At 72.0% G+C, this 15,683-nt stretch carries 19 protein-coding genes; 11 read left to right on the top strand and 8 right to left on the bottom strand.

What is annotated here, in order from left to right; genetic code table 11:
• Positions 1-19 precede the first annotated feature (19 nt).
• The 4 genes from ACGFQ9_RS04690 to ACGFQ9_RS04675 are packed head-to-tail and all read left to right on the top strand — an operon-like array spanning position 20 to position 2,733.
• Positions 20-355, top strand: a complete 336-nt coding sequence (locus ACGFQ9_RS04690; protein WP_393571171.1) for a hypothetical protein — start codon at positions 20-22, stop codon at positions 353-355.
• The gene (locus tag ACGFQ9_RS04685; protein WP_393571169.1) at positions 348-1,502 is read left to right on the top strand and encodes a hypothetical protein; all 1,155 of its coding nucleotides are present in this window, start codon (positions 348-350) and stop codon (positions 1,500-1,502) included. The genes ACGFQ9_RS04690 and ACGFQ9_RS04685 overlap by 8 nt, the downstream gene beginning before the upstream one ends.
• Positions 1,499-2,119, top strand: a complete 621-nt coding sequence (locus tag ACGFQ9_RS04680; RefSeq protein WP_393571167.1) for a hypothetical protein — start codon at positions 1,499-1,501, stop codon at positions 2,117-2,119. The genes ACGFQ9_RS04685 and ACGFQ9_RS04680 overlap by 4 nt, the downstream gene beginning before the upstream one ends.
• Positions 2,116-2,733, top strand: a complete 618-nt coding sequence (locus ACGFQ9_RS04675; RefSeq protein ID WP_393571165.1) for a hypothetical protein — start codon at positions 2,116-2,118, stop codon at positions 2,731-2,733. Before ACGFQ9_RS04680 ends, ACGFQ9_RS04675 begins: the two co-directional genes overlap by 4 nt.
• 13 nt (positions 2,734-2,746) lie before the next feature.
• On the opposite strand, the gene ACGFQ9_RS04670 is transcribed toward ACGFQ9_RS04675, so the two are convergent.
• Both ACGFQ9_RS04670 and ACGFQ9_RS04665 read right to left on the bottom strand, forming a co-directional pair.
• Positions 2,747-3,001 (bottom strand): WhiB family transcriptional regulator, encoded by a 255-nt coding sequence (locus ACGFQ9_RS04670; protein WP_393571164.1) that lies wholly within the window; start codon positions 2,999-3,001, stop codon positions 2,747-2,749.
• A gap of 59 nt (positions 3,002-3,060) precedes the next feature.
• Positions 3,061-3,867, bottom strand: a complete 807-nt coding sequence (locus ACGFQ9_RS04665) for a VOC family protein (protein ID WP_393571162.1) — start codon at positions 3,865-3,867, stop codon at positions 3,061-3,063.
• 117 nt (positions 3,868-3,984) lie between these two features.
• Between ACGFQ9_RS04665 and ACGFQ9_RS04660 the strand changes: the two genes are divergently transcribed.
• The gene (locus ACGFQ9_RS04660; RefSeq protein ID WP_393571160.1) at positions 3,985-4,677 is read left to right on the top strand and encodes a TetR/AcrR family transcriptional regulator; all 693 of its coding nucleotides are present in this window, start codon (positions 3,985-3,987) and stop codon (positions 4,675-4,677) included.
• A gap of 49 nt (positions 4,678-4,726) precedes the next feature.
• Here ACGFQ9_RS04660 and ACGFQ9_RS04655 read toward each other — a convergent pair whose 3' ends face one another.
• Both ACGFQ9_RS04655 and ligD read right to left on the bottom strand, forming a co-directional pair.
• On the bottom strand, positions 4,727-5,656 hold the full coding sequence (locus ACGFQ9_RS04655) for an alpha/beta hydrolase (protein ID WP_393571159.1): 930 nt from the start codon (positions 5,654-5,656) through the stop codon (positions 4,727-4,729).
• Between the two features lie 143 nt (positions 5,657-5,799).
• A complete protein-coding gene (ligD, locus tag ACGFQ9_RS04650; protein ID WP_393571157.1) occupies positions 5,800-6,825 on the bottom strand; it encodes a non-homologous end-joining DNA ligase in 1,026 nt (341 codons plus the stop codon).
• 75 nt (positions 6,826-6,900) lie between these two features.
• Here ligD and ACGFQ9_RS04645 point away from each other — a divergent pair, with 75 nt between their 5' ends.
• Complete coding sequence (locus ACGFQ9_RS04645; RefSeq protein WP_393571155.1) at positions 6,901-8,016, top strand: ATP-dependent DNA ligase; 1,116 nt, start codon at positions 6,901-6,903, stop codon at positions 8,014-8,016.
• A gap of 32 nt (positions 8,017-8,048) precedes the next feature.
• Here ACGFQ9_RS04645 and ACGFQ9_RS04640 read toward each other — a convergent pair whose 3' ends face one another.
• Positions 8,049-9,116 carry a saccharopine dehydrogenase NADP-binding domain-containing protein gene (locus ACGFQ9_RS04640; protein ID WP_393571153.1) on the bottom strand — a complete coding sequence of 356 codons (1,068 nt, stop codon included), beginning with the start codon at positions 9,114-9,116 and terminating at the stop codon, positions 8,049-8,051.
• A 220-nt stretch (positions 9,117-9,336) separates the two neighbouring features.
• Between ACGFQ9_RS04640 and ACGFQ9_RS04635 the strand changes: the two genes are divergently transcribed.
• Positions 9,337-10,308, top strand: a complete 972-nt coding sequence (locus tag ACGFQ9_RS04635) for a helix-turn-helix domain-containing protein (RefSeq protein ID WP_393571846.1) — start codon at positions 9,337-9,339, stop codon at positions 10,306-10,308.
• On the opposite strand, the gene ACGFQ9_RS04630 is transcribed toward ACGFQ9_RS04635, so the two are convergent.
• The 3 genes from ACGFQ9_RS04630 to ACGFQ9_RS04620 all read right to left on the bottom strand — a co-directional run bounded on the left by ACGFQ9_RS04630 (position 10,295) and on the right by ACGFQ9_RS04620 (position 13,429).
• The gene (locus ACGFQ9_RS04630; protein WP_393571151.1) at positions 10,295-11,734 is read right to left on the bottom strand and encodes an NAD(P)-binding protein; all 1,440 of its coding nucleotides are present in this window, start codon (positions 11,732-11,734) and stop codon (positions 10,295-10,297) included. The two genes, ACGFQ9_RS04635 and ACGFQ9_RS04630, sit on opposite strands and share 14 nt — an antisense overlap.
• A gap of 163 nt (positions 11,735-11,897) precedes the next feature.
• Complete coding sequence (locus ACGFQ9_RS04625; RefSeq protein WP_393571150.1) at positions 11,898-12,548, bottom strand: HdeD family acid-resistance protein; 651 nt, start codon at positions 12,546-12,548, stop codon at positions 11,898-11,900.
• Positions 12,549-12,589: 41 nt separating this feature from the next.
• Positions 12,590-13,429, bottom strand: a complete 840-nt coding sequence (locus ACGFQ9_RS04620) for a class II glutamine amidotransferase (protein ID WP_393571148.1) — start codon at positions 13,427-13,429, stop codon at positions 12,590-12,592.
• A gap of 245 nt (positions 13,430-13,674) precedes the next feature.
• On the opposite strand from ACGFQ9_RS04620, the gene ACGFQ9_RS04615 reads away from it, so the two are divergent.
• The 4 genes from ACGFQ9_RS04615 to ACGFQ9_RS04600 are packed head-to-tail and all read left to right on the top strand — an operon-like array spanning position 13,675 to position 15,678.
• Positions 13,675-14,130, top strand: coding sequence for a DUF6325 family protein (locus tag ACGFQ9_RS04615; RefSeq protein WP_393571146.1), 456 nt, complete (start codon positions 13,675-13,677; stop codon positions 14,128-14,130).
• 57 nt (positions 14,131-14,187) lie between these two features.
• The gene (locus ACGFQ9_RS04610; RefSeq protein ID WP_393571145.1) at positions 14,188-14,487 is read left to right on the top strand and encodes an SHOCT domain-containing protein; all 300 of its coding nucleotides are present in this window, start codon (positions 14,188-14,190) and stop codon (positions 14,485-14,487) included.
• Between the two features lie 52 nt (positions 14,488-14,539).
• The gene (locus tag ACGFQ9_RS04605) at positions 14,540-15,193 is read left to right on the top strand and encodes a cupin domain-containing protein (protein WP_393571143.1); all 654 of its coding nucleotides are present in this window, start codon (positions 14,540-14,542) and stop codon (positions 15,191-15,193) included.
• Entirely contained in the window at positions 15,190-15,678 is a 489-nt protein-coding gene (locus ACGFQ9_RS04600) for an NUDIX hydrolase (protein ID WP_393571142.1), read from the top strand. The genes ACGFQ9_RS04605 and ACGFQ9_RS04600 overlap by 4 nt, the downstream gene beginning before the upstream one ends.
• Positions 15,679-15,683: the final 5 nt, after the last annotated feature.

Below are 15,683 nucleotides of genomic sequence, written 5' to 3'. Positions count from 1 at the left end.
TCTGCCAGGCTTCACGGCCATGACCACTCTCCGGGCGGACTACGACCAGCTCACCCGTTTCACCCAGTCCCTGGACACCTCTCTGACCGCACTGCGGGACGCCCGCCGGGCCCTCGACCACGTCAGGGAGGACCAGCTGGGCACCGCCGAGCTGGACGGGGCCTGCGACCGGTTCCAGGACCGGTGGGCGTACGGCGCGAAACAGCTCTCGCAGCGGGTGAAGGCGGTCCGGGAGGGCGTGAAGGGCAGCGCGGCGGAGTACCGGGCGCTGGACACGGCCATCCGCGACGCCTTCGTACGCGCCGGCACGGCCGCCGCGGCCGGCGCGGCCGGCGGGGAGGCCAGGCATGGCTAGCGCGGCGGGCGCGGGCGGCGTCGGCGGCGCGCTCGGCTTTGACCCCGCTCCGGGTTCCCCGCCGGCGGTCCAGGCCCTCGCGGCGAAGCTGCGTACGTCGGCCGCGTCGCTGGGCGAGGCGGCCCGGGTGGTCGACGCGCTGGTGTCGCGGAGCGACGGATGGCAGGGCGAGGCCGCGACCGCCTTTCGCGAGGTCCTGTCCGACGACCTTCCCCGCTACCTGCGCTCGGCGCACGAATCCCTGGCCGAGGCGGGGCGCCGCCTCACGTCCTGGCACGACACCCTGCTCGCACACCAGACCCTGGCCGCGCGTTACGAATCACTGGCGGCCGCGGCCACCACCCCCGACGAGCTGGCCGACGCGCGGCGGCTGGGCCAGGAACTCCGCGGCCAGCACGCGGCGGACGCGCGCCGGATCGCCGAGGCGCTGAATTCGGCCACGGACCGGCTGGCGCCGAAGGAACCGGGGGCGTTGCAGCGGATCTGGCGAGAGATCGTCGACGACCCGGCGGATGCCCTATCGAACTCTGCTGCCGTGCTCGGCGCAATCGGGCTGGTGGCTGCTGCGATCTGCCCACCAGCCGGTGCGGCGATCATGATCGGTGCCAGCGCTCTGAGTCTGGCTGCCCTGGCGATGCACACGTCCGACCCAAAGTTCCGCAAGCCGTTGAAGGATGGCTTCACGAAAGGTGAATTCGACGCCGACTTCTGGAAGAGCAGCGTGACCTTGCTGGGGGACAGCCTAGGGTCGGTGCCAGCCCTTGGTGTCCTGGCAACTGGTGCCAAGGCCGGCACGACCGCCGTCAGGGCAGGTGCAGCAGGAGCGGAAGCCACAACAGCGGTTCAGATCCGCTCTGCGGCCGGGACAGCCGCCCGCACTGCGTGGTCATCTGCCCAATCGTTAGAACGAGTCGAAAACCCGCTGCTCACATGGGGCTTGCGGAGCACGCACCCCAACGTTCAGAAGGCCGCTCGCGTCGCCATGCCAACGGCGGGGGCGACCACAGCCACACTCGACTACCTGCCGGACAAATCCGAGGCACACAACGTGTCGGCGACAACAGCAGACGGTGTCCGTGGCGTTGTGGATGACGCCCCGACCGCTTTCGCCCGAACATCCCATTTGTGGTCGCTGGTGAGGCCATGACCCAGCGATCCACGCCGCCCATGTGGTTCCGCCTACCGCCGGGCTTCCACGACGTGTGCCTCGACGACTGCGATCGCCTCGACGACATCATCGAACTCCTGGCGGAGGATCACGAGGCTGCCGCGGCACGGCGTGATCTTGACGACCTCATGCGGCTCTTGGAACGGCTAACAGACCAGCATCTGATCCATACATCGATCGGCCTGCATCCAGAACAACCCACTGGGGTGGCGGGCTCTGTCTTCTCACTGGCCCTTCGTCCCACAGGGCAGCACACCCCATCGATCACCGTGGTAAGGGCATTGCTAGCCATGGAACGATCGCCTCTGTTGCGATGCTCTGAAGTGAAGTTGCTAAGCCTCCCATCAACCGCCCCCTGCGGCCTCGTTGCAGGCACCTTGTCCCTGCCGGGTGTTGATGTACCACTGTTCCAAGCCCGGGTCGCACTCGCCCATGCAGAATCGGGGCAGCTTGTCGTCGCTGACCTAACCAGCGCATCGGTGCAGCATTCAGCCGAGTACAGCGCCATCCTGGAGGGCATCGCTCATACCATCACGTTCATCAACCCGGTCCCCCCGCAATCGGCCCCCGTTTCACGTATCCAGGAGCTGACGTGACCCTTTCCGTCACCAAGGCCGCATGGACACATCCGCCCACCCGAGCCGGATACCAAAACCTCGTCCGTCGCCGCGCCGTGTGGCTCGCGGTGTTCAGCGCGTCCACGTTCGTCACGCTGATGGTGCCGCTGATCCACTCCTCAGAGCGCAGCCAATACCTCGCGTTCGTCGCTACGGTCCTGCTGAACGGACCAATGCTGCTGCTCATGGCTCTGCTCTATGTGCGTCGAATTCGGATCTTGGCTGTACTCCGCGCCTACCCATGGCAAGACCGCCAGTGCGAGTACAGCTCAAGAGCGGATTCGAGTACAGACGCAACGCTCATCCGTATCGGCTTCGACGCGTCATATACACCTCAGTTCCGGCTCTTCCCCTACCCCTTGGACCTCGCCCGAAAGGAAAACGCCCACCCAGACCGCGTCTGGTTCGCAGGGGACCCCCGCTACGGCGGCGTCGTGTCACCCGTCGGAGGCCACTACCCCGTGCGGGTCGTGCCGCACAGGATGCCTGAGGGGCGGTGGAGTGGTGGGGGTGGGAACGGGGACGAGCCCGATGCGCTGGCGGTGCGCGTCGGGCTCGTGCGGCGGCGTAGTGGGAAGGGGACTCAGACCTAGCCGGGAGGGGCGGTCAGCTGCGGCGGGGGCGTAGCGCGGAGCGCTCTCGCTCCGAGAGGCCGCCCCACACGCCGAAGCGCTCGTCATTGGCGAGGGCGTACTCCAGGCAGCCGGCTCTGCCCTCGCAGGCCCCGCACAGGCGCTTCGCGTCCCGGAGGGAGGTGCCCGGCTCCGGGAAGAAGAAGTCCGCGCCGGTCTCGGCGCACAGGGCGAGTTCGTACCAGGCAGTGCGTGGCGCTGCCTCCGCAGCGGTCGTGTTCATCGGCATACCGAGATGCTCGCCGCCCCGGATGTACGTCTCATCAACGTCTGATCAACAACTGTCCATCACGCCCCCGCCTTCGGCGCGTCGGCGCTGGCTATCACCGCGAACCGTGCCCCGTCGGGGTCCGCCAGCTTCGCGAACCGCCCCGCGCCCTCCATGAACACGGGGGCGAGCCGGACCTTGCCGCCCAGTTCCTCCGCGTGCGCCGCGGTCGCGTCGCAGTCGGTGACCTCGAAGTACGGGGTCCAGTACGGGCGTCCGGTGTCCTCCGCCGGGTCGGCGTGGACGGACACGATGCCGGCGAAGCCCGTGTCGGCCGTCGGGGCGGAAGCGGCGGGCCTGGCGAAGGTGTACGTGCCGCCTTCGAGCTCGGCCTCGGTGATCTGCCAGCCGAGCACCGCTCGGTAGAACTCTGCCGCGGCGGCCACGTCGGGCGTGTACAGCTCCGTCCAGGACAGCGTGCCCCTTTCCGCCACCGCGTCCAGGCCCTTCGTACGGCCGGGCTGCCAGACGCCGAAGCCGATGCCCGCCGGGTCGGTGAGGACCGCCGCCCGGCCGTGGCCGGTGACGTCCATCGGTGCGAGCACCACCGTGCCGCCGGCGCGCCTCGCCGCTTCCGCCGTCGCGTCCGCGTCCCGGCTCTGGAAGTAGACCGTCCAGGCGCCTTCGGTCTGGTCCTCGGGCATGGTCATGCCGCCCGCGACCCTGGCGCCGTACAGCCGGAAGGTGCCGTAGCCGTCGATCCCGGCGCCGCCCGGGTGGTAGTCCCAGCCGAAGAGCTCCCGGTAGAACCCGGCGGCCCGGGAGATGTCCGGCGCAGCCACGTCGACCCAGTTGGGTGCGCCGTCCTTGTAGTCCGTGGTCAGCATGGTCCGCTCCTTCCCGAGTCCATCCCGCTGTTTCGAGCATGGCACCCGGGACTGACAACGGGGGGCGGGCACCGCCGTCAACAGAGTGAACGACCGTGCGTTCGGTAGGATGGCCGCATGGCAGACGGACGCGTGGAGCGTGGGAACCAGACCCGGCGGACCGTGCTGGAGCGGACGATGAGCATCGCGTCCGTGGACGGCCTGGAGGGGCTCTCGCTCGGGAAGATCGCCTCTGACCTCGGGCTCAGCAAGAGCGGCGTGTTCGCGCTGTTCGGCTCCAAGGAAGACCTGCAGCTGGCGACCGTCCGCGCCGCCGTGGAGGTGTTCGTCGAACGGGTCGTGCGGCCCGTCCGCGAGGAGCCCGCCGGGCTCACCAAGGCCTGGCGGCTGTGCGAGCTGTGGCTGGAGTACTCCGGGCACCGGATCTTCCCAGGAGGCTGTTTCTTCTACGGGGTCTCCGCCGAGTACGACGCACGCCCCGGCCCCGTCCGCGACGAGATCGCAAAGGCGCGGGCCGACTGGACCCGCTACATCGAACGGGTGCTGGACGAGGCCCGTACGGCGGGCGGCTTCCGGCAGGGTTCGGGCGCGGACGAGGTTCCGCAGCTCGCCTTCGAGATCATCGCTCTGATGGAGCTGGCGAACGCCCATTCCGTGCTGTTCGAGGACGGTTCCGCGTACGAGCGGGCCGGGCGGGGAATCCTCGCCCGGCTGCGGTCGGTCGCGGCCGCCCCGGACGAGCTCCCGGAACGGCCGCCGGCGATCGACGGCCCCACGGCGGCACCCACGTCCTCCGCCGCGGCTTCCTGACCGGCGACGGCCGCCCGGCGCGGCTCGCGGCTGTCGTCACCCCCGGACTTCAGACGGCGCCCGGTTCCGCCACCGAGGCCGTTGCCGAGGCCGTCGCCGTGCCCGTTGCCGAGGTCGCTGACGTCGCGGACCGCGTCCCGACGAACTCCACGACCCGGGCGATGACTTCGGGGTCGGCGATGATGCGGCGGTGGCCGAGGCCGGTGGTCACGACGAGGCGGGCGCGCGGGCCGAAGGCGGCGGCGATGGCGCGGGACTGGTCGGCGGAGACGGTGTCGTCCTGTGTGTCGTGCACGAGCAGGACCGGCGCCGGCATGCCCTCCGCGTGCCGTCGGGCGTCCAGGCGTTCCCAGATGTCGGTCTCGCCGCGGGCGAGCCGGTGCTGTACGTGGTGGCGCAGGGCTGCGCGGACGCGGCCGTTGAGAGCGAGGCCGGCGCAGAACCGGTCGAGGAGGTAGTCGAAGTACGCCACACCTCCGATGGCGGCGACGCGGTCGGCGCGAACGCCGTCGCGCAGGGAGAAGAAGGTGGCGAGCCCGCCTATGGAGTGGGCGACGACGGCGGAGAAGTCCCCGTGTTCGGCGTGCAGCCGGAGGATGACCGCGCGCAGGTCGAAGACCGACGCCGCCGTGCCCTCCGAGGCTCCGTGGCCGGGCGCGTCGAAGGACACGACGGTGTGGCCCTGTGCGCGCAGCGCCTCGATGAGGCCGGCGAACCGGGAGGCGCGCGAGGACCAGCCGTGCACGACCAGTACCGGCCGGGGTCCGTCGCCCCACCGGTAGGTGGTGACCTCCTCGCCGTTCACCGTGACCCGTCTTATGGCGGCCCGCGCCATCAGCGGCTCCTCGGCAGGCCGCACCCGGGGGCGGCCGAGCGGCCGGATGAAGGCCCGGAAGGCGACCCGGCCGGCGAGGCCGGGTGGGAGGTACGAGGTGAAGTTGAGGGTGGTGCTCAGGACTGCAGCGGCGATGGGACGCATGCCCGGCTCTCCGGATCTCCTCAGGGTGGCAGGATGATGAGGAGATGTTAGCACGATCGTTCGTATAGTTATGGGGTCATGGGTACGCGCGGCCGCGGCGCGCCGCCTCGGCGAGCGGGGCCGCGAACGGGCCGGTGGCCGCGTCAGTCCTTCGGGTCGCGCTTCGCGCGGCTCGGCTGGACGCGCTTGGGTTCGCCGGGCATCTTCGGGTAGTCCGGCGGATACGGCATGTCGCCCAGGCCGTGGTCCTGCTCGTGGCGCTCGGAAAGCTCCAGCACCCGGTCGAGCGTGAAGGCGTGCTCCTCCATGTCCGCGTGGAGATCGCCCAGTTCGGCGTAACGGGCCGGCATGGTGACGATGTCGAAGTCGCGGGGCCCGACCGAGTCGATCTCGTCCCAGCGCAGCGGGGCGGAGACCGGGGCGTGCGGGCGGGGCCTGACCGAGTAGGCGGAGGCGATCGTGCGGTCGCGGGCCGTCTGGTTGTAGTCGACGAAGATCCGCTCGCCGCGCTCCTCCTTCCACCAGGCGGTGGTGACCCGGCCCGGCATGCGCCGTTCCAGTTCCCGGCCGATGGCGATGGCGCAGCGCCGGACTTCGGTGAAGGTCCAGCGCGGCTCGATCGGCACGAACACGTGCAGCCCGCGCCCGCCGGAGGTCTTCGGCCAGCCGCGCAGGCCCAGCCCGTCCAGCAGGTCGCGCAACTCGTGGGCGGCGGCCACCGCGTCGTGGAAGTCGGTGCCCGGCTGCGGGTCCAGGTCGATGCGCAGCTCGTCCGGGTGGTCGGTGTCCTCTCGGCGCACCGGCCACGGGTGGAAGGTGAGGCAGCCCAGATTGGCGGCCCACAGGACGGCGGCCGGCTCGGTGGGGCAGATCTCGTCGGCGGTACGGCCGCTGGGGAAGGCGATGTGGGCGGTAGGGATCCAGTCGGGGAGGTTCTTGGGGGCGCGCTTCTGGAAGAAGGACTCGCCCTCCACCCCGTCCGGGTAGCGCTCCAGGGTGGTCGGACGGTCGCGCAGGGCCCGGATGATGCCGTCGGCAACGGACAGGTAGTACCGGGCCACGTCGAGCTTGGTGAGTCCGCGCTGCGGGAAGTACACCTTGTCCGGGTTGGACAGCCGCACCGGCCGCCCACCCGCGTCGAGCTCGATGGCATTGCCGGCAGCACCCATGACCGCCACGGTAGGCGGGTCCGGCACCGCTCGCACACCGGGCGGGCGCGCGGGGAACGGCGCAGAATCGGGGGCATGGATCTGCCGGTGATGCCTCCCGTGAAGCCGATGCTCGCCAAATCCGTGGCGAAGATCCCGCCCGGCATGCAGTACGAGGCCAAGTGGGACGGCTTCCGGTCGATCGTCCACCGGGACGGTGACGAGGTGGAGCTCGGGAGCCGCACCGGCAAGTCGCTGACCCGGTACTTCCCGGAGCTCGTGGAAGCGGTCAGGGAGAACCTGCCCGCGCGCTGCGTCGTGGACGGGGAGATCGTCATCGTCCACGACGACCGGCTCGATTTCGACCGGCTGACCGAGCGCATCCACCCCGCTGCCTCCCGCGTGAAGCTGCTCTCCGAGACCACCCCGGCCTCCTTCGTGGCCTTCGACCTGCTCGCGCTCGGCGACGAGGCGCTGCTCGACACCCCGCTCGCCGACCGCCGCGCCGCCCTTGTGGAAGCCCTGTCCACCGCCCGTCCCCCCGTGCACCTCGCGCCCGCCACCACCGACCCCGCCCTCGCGCAGGAGTGGTTCGAGCGTTTCGAGGGCGCCGGGCTGGACGGGGTGATCGCGAAGCCCCTGGATCTCCCCTACCGGCCCGATGCCCGCCTCATGTTCAAGGTCAAGCACGAACGTACGGCCGACGTCGTGGTCGCGGGCTACCGTTTCCACAAGAGCGGTCCGATTGTCGGATCGCTACTGCTGGGCCTTCACGACGCGCGCGGCGCGCTCCAGCACGTCGGTGTCTGCGCCGCCTTCCCCATGAAGCGCCGGGCCGAACTCGTCGAGGAGCTCGAACCCCTCCGGATGGCCGACGCCGACGGCCACCCCTGGGCTGCCTGGGCCGAGGAGGCCGCGCACGAGAGCGCCCGGCTGCCCGGCGCGCAGAGCCGCTGGACCGGCAAGAAGGACCTGTCGTGGGTGCCGGTGCGTCCCGAGCGGGTCTGCGAGGTCGCGTACGACCACATGGAGGGCGACCGGTTCCGGCACACCGCGCAGTTCCGCCGCTGGCGCCCGGACCGCACGCCGGAAAGCTGTACGTACGGCCAGTTGGAGGAGGTCATCCGGTACGACCTGTCCGAGATCCTGGGCACGGACGGCGCGGACGACACGGACGGCGCGGACGGTACGGCCGGCACGGGCGGCGCGTAGGGCCGCGGGGGCTGCCTGCCTCGCCGGTCCCGCTACGGACGCAGCTCCAGGGTGATGTGCGGGGACAGCGCCCGCAGGAATCCGGCGGCGTCGAAGAGCGCTCCCGCGGACATGACCCCGGCGGCCCCGGCAGCCCCGGCAGCCCCGGCGTCCCCGGCCGCCTTCACCCGCCCGGTGAGGATCCGGTCCACCGCTTCCACCACGAGCGGCGCGGTGACGGCGTAGATGTCCCGGCCGCTCGCCACGGCCCGCCGCTCGCTCCCACCGGAGCGTACGACGACGTCGACGAGGAAGGTCTGCTCGGACCGGCCGTGCTCGTCGGCCGCGACCGGCGGCGGGGTGTCCGGGGCCGCAAGGTCCTTGACCGCCTCCACCGTCATGTAGGTGCGTACGTCCCGCACGGGCAGGTGGCTGGGCACCGTGACGACGTCGGCCATCGAGAACTCCCCGATGACGGCGCGGGATCCCATCGGGTCCGGGAACTCCCACTTCTGGGCCGGCGGGGCGTCGTCGCGGTACTCCAGCCGCCCGTCGGCGAACCGGACGCGCCGGCCCTCCCGCCGCTGCCGGGAGACCGCGCCCGCCGCGCGCGTCCCGGCGGTGGGGTGCCAACTGCTCAGCGCGTACGCGACGTGCACCTCGTCCGCCGTCGTCCAGTCCCCCATCGCGGCCGTGGCCAGGAGATCGCCGAGCCCGCCGAAGAAGGCCATCGCCGGCAGGACCGGCACGCCCGCGGCCCGGGCCCGGTCGGTGAAGTGCGCGAAGGTGTCGGCGTTGGCCTCGATCTCGGCGGCCACGTCCACGTACGGGATGCCCGCGCGCAGGGCCGCCTCGATCAGCGGAGCGGCCGTCGTGGCGAAGGGCCCGGCGCAGTTGACCACGGCCGCCACCCCCTCCAGTGCCCGGTCGAGCGCGGCCGGGTCTCCGACCGACGCGGGCCGGACGTCCGAACCGGGGAAGTCCTCCGCGAGCTCCTTCAGCCTGCCGGCGTCCCGGCCCGAGAGCACCGGTTCAAAACCGCGCTCCCGCAGCCCTGCCACCACGAAACGCCCGGTGTGCCCGTACGCGCCGAACACCGCAACCCTGAGCCCCGTTCCCATCGGTTCCTCCTCCGTACCGTCGCTTGATCGCTCGCATTCATCCTGGCGGGGGCCACTGTCCGGCACGAGTGTCCGGAACGACATGACGCGTACAATTCCGGACGTGAACTCCGTCGCCGCGAAGACCGGAACCAGCCGGACCGAGACCCGGGCCGCGACCCGGGCCGAAACCGGGATCCAGACCGAGACCGAGACCGGGATCCAGACCGAGACCGAGGCCGTGCACACCGTCGCACTGGCCGTCACGGACGGAATGCTGCACTTCGAACTGGCCATGGCGCAGGAGGTCTTCGGCGGCCGTGCCCCGCTCGGTACGGACCCTCGCCGCTGGTACCGCACCGTCGTGTGCGGACCGGACTCCGTGCGGGTGGGCCGCTTCCGGCTGGATCCCGACCACGGCCTCGGCCAACTCCCGTGCGCGGACACCGTGATCGTGCCGGGCTGGGCCGACGTCGACGCGCCCCCGCCCGCCGACCTCGTCGACGCCGTCCGGGCGGCCCACGAGGCCGGCGCACGCGTGGCCTCCCTCTGTACGGGCGCGTTCGTCCTGGCCGCCGCCGGCCTGCTGGACGGCCGGCGGGCCACCACGCACTGGGCCCACGCCCCCGCCCTGGCCGACCGCCATCCCCTGGTCCGCGTGGACCCGGACGTCCTCTACGTGGACAGCGGCAGCGTGCTCACCTCCGCGGGCAAGGCCGCGGCCATGGACCTGTGCCTGCACCTCGTACGCCTCGACCACGGCTCCTCGGTGGCGAACGTGCTCGCCCGCCGGCTGGTGGTGCCGCCGCACCGGGGCGGGGGTCAGGCCCAGTTCGTCACGACGCCGGTGCCCGCCCCGGACAACCACCCGCTCGCCGACCTGTTCCCGTGGGTGCTCGAACGGCTGGACCGCCCGCTGACCGTGGAGGACCTGGCCCGCCGGGCACGGATGAGCTCACGCCACCTGGGCCGCCATTTCAGGTCGGTGACCGGCACGACCCCGCTGCAGTGGCTGCTGACCCAACGGATCCGCCACGCACAGGAGTTGCTGGAAACCACCGACGACGGCGTGGACACCATCGCGGCGGCCACCGGCATGGGCACCGCCACGACCCTGCGCCGGCACTTCAACCGCACGGTCGGCGTCCCGCCGGACACCTACCGCCGGACCTTCCGCTCACGGAACCGGGAGCAGTTCCTCAGCACCCCGTGAGCTTCTCCCATTCCGTGCGGCTCGGCCCGCCCGCGTTCGGCGTGTAGCCGGGCCTGGCCGCCAGCCAGCGTGCCACCCGGGCACGGATGTCCGGGTCCGCGTAGGCGCGTTCGGGCGTCTCGATCAGGTGGCGGACCCGGGCCCGGGCCCGCATCACCTCGGGGTCGTCCAGGGCGCAGTCGAACAGCGCGGCCCGCTCGCGCGCCGCGCCGGCCCGTACGGTCCGGGCCGTCCACCGTTCCCCGATCGCCGCGTCGGCCGTGACCTGGAAGTCGAACCACGGCTTGAGGGTCCGTACCGCCCATGCGTGGTGGTCGGCCGCGTACCGCTCCGTCCCCGGATCCCGGCCGGCGGTACGGGCGACCCTCTGCGCCGCCCACAGCGCCAGCGACATTCCCTGCCCGAGCGTCGGGTTGGTGTGCGTGATGGTGTCGCCGACCGGCACGAGCCCGCTGACGACGGGGCCCTGTTCGTCGACGAGTGCGCTCCACCGGTTGTCCAGGCTGGCGGTGGCCCGTACGCCGGACAGCGCCTCGGCGCCGAGTCCGAGCCAGGCGGCGCCGGGCGGGAAGGTGCGGGCGACCGCCTCGAAGACGGCCGGGTCGCGGAGGGCCGAACGGGTCGGGTCCTCGGTGTGCACGATCAGGGTGACGGCAAACACCCCGCTGTCCGCCGGGAACACCGCGCAGCCGGCGAAGGTGCCGCCGGTGACCGCCCAGGGCCGGCGCGGGCCCTCCGTGCGTCCGGCAGGGAGGCGGTACCAGCGGCAGAAGTAGGCGAGTCCGGTGCGGTGCCGTTCCACGACGGCCGGGCGGCAGCCGATGTCGGCGAGCCGGCGGTCGGCCCCGCCGCGCCGGCCCGCGGCGTCCACGACCAGGTCTCCGGCGTAGGCACCGCCGGCGGTGCGCACCCCGGTGACCTGGACCCCGCCGGCCTGGACCCCGACGCCCTGGGCCCCGGCGCCCTGGGCCCCGGTGGTCTGCGTGACGGCCGTCAACAGGCCTTCGACCGGCTCTCCGTGGCGGATGATCACACCGGGTTCGGCGCGCAGGGCGGAGACGAGTGCGCTCTCCAGCACGATGCGGCGGGCCTGCAGCATGACCAGGTCATCGTCGCCGGGGCGGGCGGGCGGCCGCTGGTCGAACCAGTCCAGTTCGTGCCGCTCGGTCGCTCCGAGCCGGATCATCTCGGCGTGGACGTCGGGGAGTTCGGTACGCAGCACGTTACGGGCGGCGCCGAGGATCACGTGCGGCTGGACGGCCTGGGGGACGGCCGTCCGCCGCCAGCCGAAGAAGTCCCGGTCGAGTGCGGCGCCCGGGGCGCGGGGATCCCGCTCGAACAGCTCCGCGGTGTGCCCGTGCCGTGCGCCGAGCAGCGCGGTGGCGAGCCCTCCCACTCCGCCTCCGATGACGAGCAGGTGTGCCATGGCGTCTCCCCCCTGTTGCCCTGGGCGTGCCCCGGGCCGTACGACGATCCGACCGCCCAGAGCCTGCGCTCCGCCATGGTGGCCGAAACCCGCGAGTGAGCATCGGCCGCCGTACGGCGCCCCTCCCCCGCCCTCCCCGTCCTCCGCCGCTCCCGCGAGGACCTCAGCCCCGGCGGATCGCGGAGCGCACGGCGAACGCGCCGACCAGCTCTGCCACCCCGAGCAGGACCAGCCACAGGCCGAGCAGCCGGGTCAGGGCGACGGCGGACTCGATCGGCAGGCACAGCACGACGATGCCCGCGACCACGCCCAGGAGTGCGACGCCGAAAGTGAAGCCGCGGTGCGGGAGGTCCTTGTCGACGACGGCCCGGCAGGCGCCGAGCATGCCGGAGACGAGCCACACCACGCCGACGACGAGCGCGAGGAAGGTGATGGTCTTCTCGGGCCCGCGCAGGCACAGCACGCCTGCCACGACGAACACCACCGCCGCGAGCAGCGTCGGCCACCGCTCCCCGTGCTCGTGCCGGGAGAACGCCGACACGAACCGGAACACGCCTGCCACCAGCAGGTACAGCCCGATGAGGATGGCCAGGACGTGCAGGGTCTCGTTCGGCCACACCAGGACGAGGACACCGGCGACCAGCGTCACGAGCGCCGAGCCCAGGGCCCATTTCCAGGAGGCGCCCAGCAGCGACAGGCTGTCGAGCGGGTCGCCCCGCACGGCGTCGGCCACTTCCTCGAAGGCTCGTTCGGGCGGCTGTTCCGGCCCCTGTCCGGGCCCCTGCCCGGGCTCGGGTTGTCTGGGCATGGTCATGGCTGCTCCTCCTCAGGTCCGGCCCGCCCCCGTCAGGGGCGTCAGGCCGGCAGCGGGGCGAACGAATGCAGGGAGTCCTGGCCGGCGGCCACGATTCCGTAGCTGTGCTCCGGTACCTCATGCCAGGCGCCGGGAAGGTCACCGAGGGGCTCCGACACGACGAGCCGGGTCTCCTCGGACAGACCCTGGAGGATCGAGACTTCGGGGTGCAGGGCGCGCAGGGAATCCACCCTGGTGCTGTAGAAGAGCGAGCGGGCGGTTCCCTCACTGGCGTAGCGGAAGGCCCACAGCGACGTACCGTTCGTCACGGCGACGGTCATCTGCATGGGGGCGGGGACACCGTGCTCGCGGCCGGTGCGCTCCACCAGTCCGACCATCCGGGCCACCGCCTCCGGCGGGTCGTCCTCCAGGCCGTAGGTCAGGGCGAGGAAGAACATCATCTCCGAGTCCGTGGTGCCCTCGATGTCCAGGAAGAGCGCGGGGTCGACCGCCAGGCACAGTTCCCGGCGCATCTCGTGGAAGCCGGCGATCGAGCCGTTGTGCATCCACATCCAGCGGCCGTGCCGGAAGGGGTGGCAGTTGGTCTGCTGCACGGCCGTGCCCGTCGAGGCCCGGATGTGGGCGAAGAACATGGGGGACTTCACGTGCTGCGCGATCTCGTGCAGGTTCCGGTTGTTCCATGCGGGGCCGGTGTCCCGCATGATCGCCGGGGTGTCGTTGCCGGACTCCGGTGCGTACCAGCCGATGCCGAACCCGTCTCCGTTGGTCGTCTCGACGCCCATGCGCGCGTGCAGGCTCTGGTCGATCAGGGAGTGCTTGGGCCGGTAGAGGATCGAGTCGAGGAGCAGGGGTGTTCCCGAGTAGGCGAGCCACCGGCACATGATCGATCACTCCTCTTCCGTGGTCGTGGGGCACGGTCCGCGGTCTGGGGTGCACCGGGCCTCACCCCTCACCGGGCGTGACGGTCCCGGGTCCCGCGAGGGCCTCCGGTCCTTCGAGCATCGGTACGCGACCCGTACGGTGCATCACCCGCCGGGGGTGATCCCCCGGCGCCGGGCCGGTGCCTACGATCGTGCGCGAACTCCGCCCCGTACCCGCATCGCCGGGCCTTGCGACAGGAGCTGACGTGACCAGTGAAACCAACGACCGGCGCCACGAGCTGGGTCCCATCGACTACCTGGTTGTCGAGTTCCCCGGCAGCCACCTGACGGGTGAGGGGATGCCCCTGCTGGTCGACCTGGTCGACCGCGGCATCATCCGGATCCTCGACCTGGCCTTCTTCGTGAAGGACGCGGACGGCTCGGTGCGCGGCCTGGAGATCGCCGATGTGACGGGCGACGGGAACCTCGACCTCACCGTCTTCGAAGGGGTCTCCTCGGGGCTCATCGGCGAGGACGACCTCGCCGAGGCCGGATCCCTCCTCCAGCCGGGGGACTCCGCTGCCGTGCTCCTCTACGAGAACCTGTGGGCCGCGCCCCTGGCCGCCGCGCTGCGCCGCGCCGACGCCAGGATGATCGCGAGCGGGCGCATTCCCGTCCAGGACGTGATCGAGGCGCTGGACGCCCTCGACGACGCGGCCTGAGCCACGCCCCCGCCTTCGCCCTCCCGTCCGTACGCTTCCCGACCTAGGCAGGACACCATGCCCGGACTCCTTCGCGGCGTCGCACGCACCGCCGTCATCGCCGGAACGGCCACCGCCGTCTCCAACCGTGTCTCCCGCCGGCAAGCGGGCCGCTGGGCTCAGCAGGAGGCCCAGCAGACCGCTGCCGCCGCCCCGCCCGCGCCGGAAGCCCCGCCGCCCGCAGCCGCACCCGCACCCGCCGCGGTCGGCATGGACGACAAGATCGGTCAGCTCAAGGAGCTCTCGGAGCTCAAGGAGCAGGGCATCCTCACCGAGGAGGAGTTCGCGGCCCAGAAGGCCCGCATCCTCAGCAGCTGACCCGGCACCCCCGCGGTTGACACACCGGCTTGCCGGAGTGGCAAATGGGATCATGGCTGATGATGCGCGGGCGGGTGACGGTCGGGCTGACGATGCGCGGGACGAAGGGTTCGCCGAGGTCCTGACCGCGGTGGGTCCGCGGCTGCGGGCCCTCCGCCGGGCGCGCGGCACCACGCTCGCCCAGCTCAGCGAGGCCACCGGTATCTCGCTCTCCACCCTGTCCCGGCTGGAGTCGGGACAGCGGCGGCCCACCCTGGAGCTGCTGCTGCCGCTGGCCAAGGCACACCGGGTGGCGCTGGACGAGCTGGTCGGCGCGCCCGAGACCGGGGATCCCAGGATCCGTGCGAAGCCGTTCGTCCGGAACGGCCGGACGCATGTGCCGCTGACCCGCAGCCTGGGCGGGATGCAGGCCTTCAAGACGATCCTGCCGCCGGCGCCCCCCGGTGCACCGCTGCCCGAACAGCAGGTGCACGAGGGCTACGAGTGGCTGTATGTGCTCTCCGGGCGGCTGCGCCTGCTGCTGGGCGAGCACGACCTGGAGCTGACCGCGGGCGAGGCGGCCGAGTTCGACACCAGGACCCCGCACATATTCTTCAACGCCGGGTCGCAGCCGGTGGAGTTCCTCAGCCTGTTCGGGCCCCAGGGCGAGCGCATGCACGTCCGGGCCCGTCCGAAGGACCGCGATCGGACGGAAGGACCACGATGACCACCGCACCGAAGTTCCCGGAGCACGAGCGCCCCGAGCGGGCCGTGCCACGGCCCAACGCCGTGGTGGGGGTCGGCCTGATCGTGGTCGGCTCCGACGGCCGCGTGCTGCTCGGCCAGGCGCACGACGGCCGCTGGGAACTGCCGGGCGGCAAGGTGGACCCCGGGGAGGACTTCGAACAGGCCGCCGCCCGCGAGCTCGCCGAGGAGACGAGCCTGCGTACGGACCCGTCGGCGGTCCGGGTGCTCGCCGTACGGCTCGACGCCGCGTCCGGGACGACCCGGCTCACGGCGGCCGCGGTCACCGACTCCGCCGAAGGCACGCCGGCCGTCACCGAGCCCCACAAGATCGCCCGCTGGGACTGGTTCGCTCCGGAGGACATCCCGGACGCCCTGTACGCCCCCTCGGCCGGCGTCCTGCGCACCTGGCGCCCCGACCTGACCTCCCTGCCCGACGTGGCCTCGCACCACTACCCCACCGCATAGGGGGT

This window comes from Streptomyces sp. NPDC048603 (assembly GCF_043199475.1).
Taxonomy (GTDB): Bacteria; Actinomycetota; Actinomycetes; order Streptomycetales; family Streptomycetaceae; genus Streptomyces.
The sequence above is the reverse complement of the archived record's forward strand: the minus strand, read 5'-3'. Positions and strand labels throughout refer to the sequence as shown.

What these genes read in the sequence shown, in the direction of transcription:
- ACGFQ9_RS04690 (WP_393571171.1), top strand. Translation starts at nt 20, where the DNA reads ATGACCACTCTCCGGGCGGACTACGACCAGCTCACCCGTTTCACCCAG.
- ACGFQ9_RS04685 (WP_393571169.1), top strand. Translation starts at nt 348, where the DNA reads ATGGCTAGCGCGGCGGGCGCGGGCGGCGTCGGCGGCGCGCTCGGCTTT.
- ACGFQ9_RS04680 (WP_393571167.1), top strand. Translation starts at nt 1,499, where the DNA reads ATGACCCAGCGATCCACGCCGCCCATGTGGTTCCGCCTACCGCCGGGC.
- ACGFQ9_RS04670 (WP_393571164.1), bottom strand. Translation starts at nt 3,001, where the DNA reads ATGCCGATGAACACGACCGCTGCGGAGGCAGCGCCACGCACTGCCTGG.
- ACGFQ9_RS04665 (WP_393571162.1), bottom strand. Translation starts at nt 3,867, where the DNA reads ATGCTGACCACGGACTACAAGGACGGCGCACCCAACTGGGTCGACGTG.
- ACGFQ9_RS04660 (WP_393571160.1), top strand. Translation starts at nt 3,985, where the DNA reads ATGGCAGACGGACGCGTGGAGCGTGGGAACCAGACCCGGCGGACCGTG.
- ACGFQ9_RS04655 (WP_393571159.1), bottom strand. Translation starts at nt 5,656, where the DNA reads ATGCGTCCCATCGCCGCTGCAGTCCTGAGCACCACCCTCAACTTCACC.
- ligD (WP_393571157.1), bottom strand. Translation starts at nt 6,825, where the DNA reads ATGGGTGCTGCCGGCAATGCCATCGAGCTCGACGCGGGTGGGCGGCCG.
- ACGFQ9_RS04645 (WP_393571155.1), top strand. Translation starts at nt 6,901, where the DNA reads ATGGATCTGCCGGTGATGCCTCCCGTGAAGCCGATGCTCGCCAAATCC.
- ACGFQ9_RS04640 (WP_393571153.1), bottom strand. Translation starts at nt 9,116, where the DNA reads ATGGGAACGGGGCTCAGGGTTGCGGTGTTCGGCGCGTACGGGCACACC.
- ACGFQ9_RS04630 (WP_393571151.1), bottom strand. Translation starts at nt 11,734, where the DNA reads ATGGCACACCTGCTCGTCATCGGAGGCGGAGTGGGAGGGCTCGCCACC.
- ACGFQ9_RS04625 (WP_393571150.1), bottom strand. Translation starts at nt 12,548, where the DNA reads ATGACCATGCCCAGACAACCCGAGCCCGGGCAGGGGCCCGGACAGGGG.
- ACGFQ9_RS04620 (WP_393571148.1), bottom strand. Translation starts at nt 13,429, where the DNA reads ATGTGCCGGTGGCTCGCCTACTCGGGAACACCCCTGCTCCTCGACTCG.
- ACGFQ9_RS04610 (WP_393571145.1), top strand. Translation starts at nt 14,188, where the DNA reads ATGCCCGGACTCCTTCGCGGCGTCGCACGCACCGCCGTCATCGCCGGA.
- ACGFQ9_RS04605 (WP_393571143.1), top strand. Translation starts at nt 14,540, where the DNA reads ATGGCTGATGATGCGCGGGCGGGTGACGGTCGGGCTGACGATGCGCGG.
- ACGFQ9_RS04600 (WP_393571142.1), top strand. Translation starts at nt 15,190, where the DNA reads ATGACCACCGCACCGAAGTTCCCGGAGCACGAGCGCCCCGAGCGGGCC.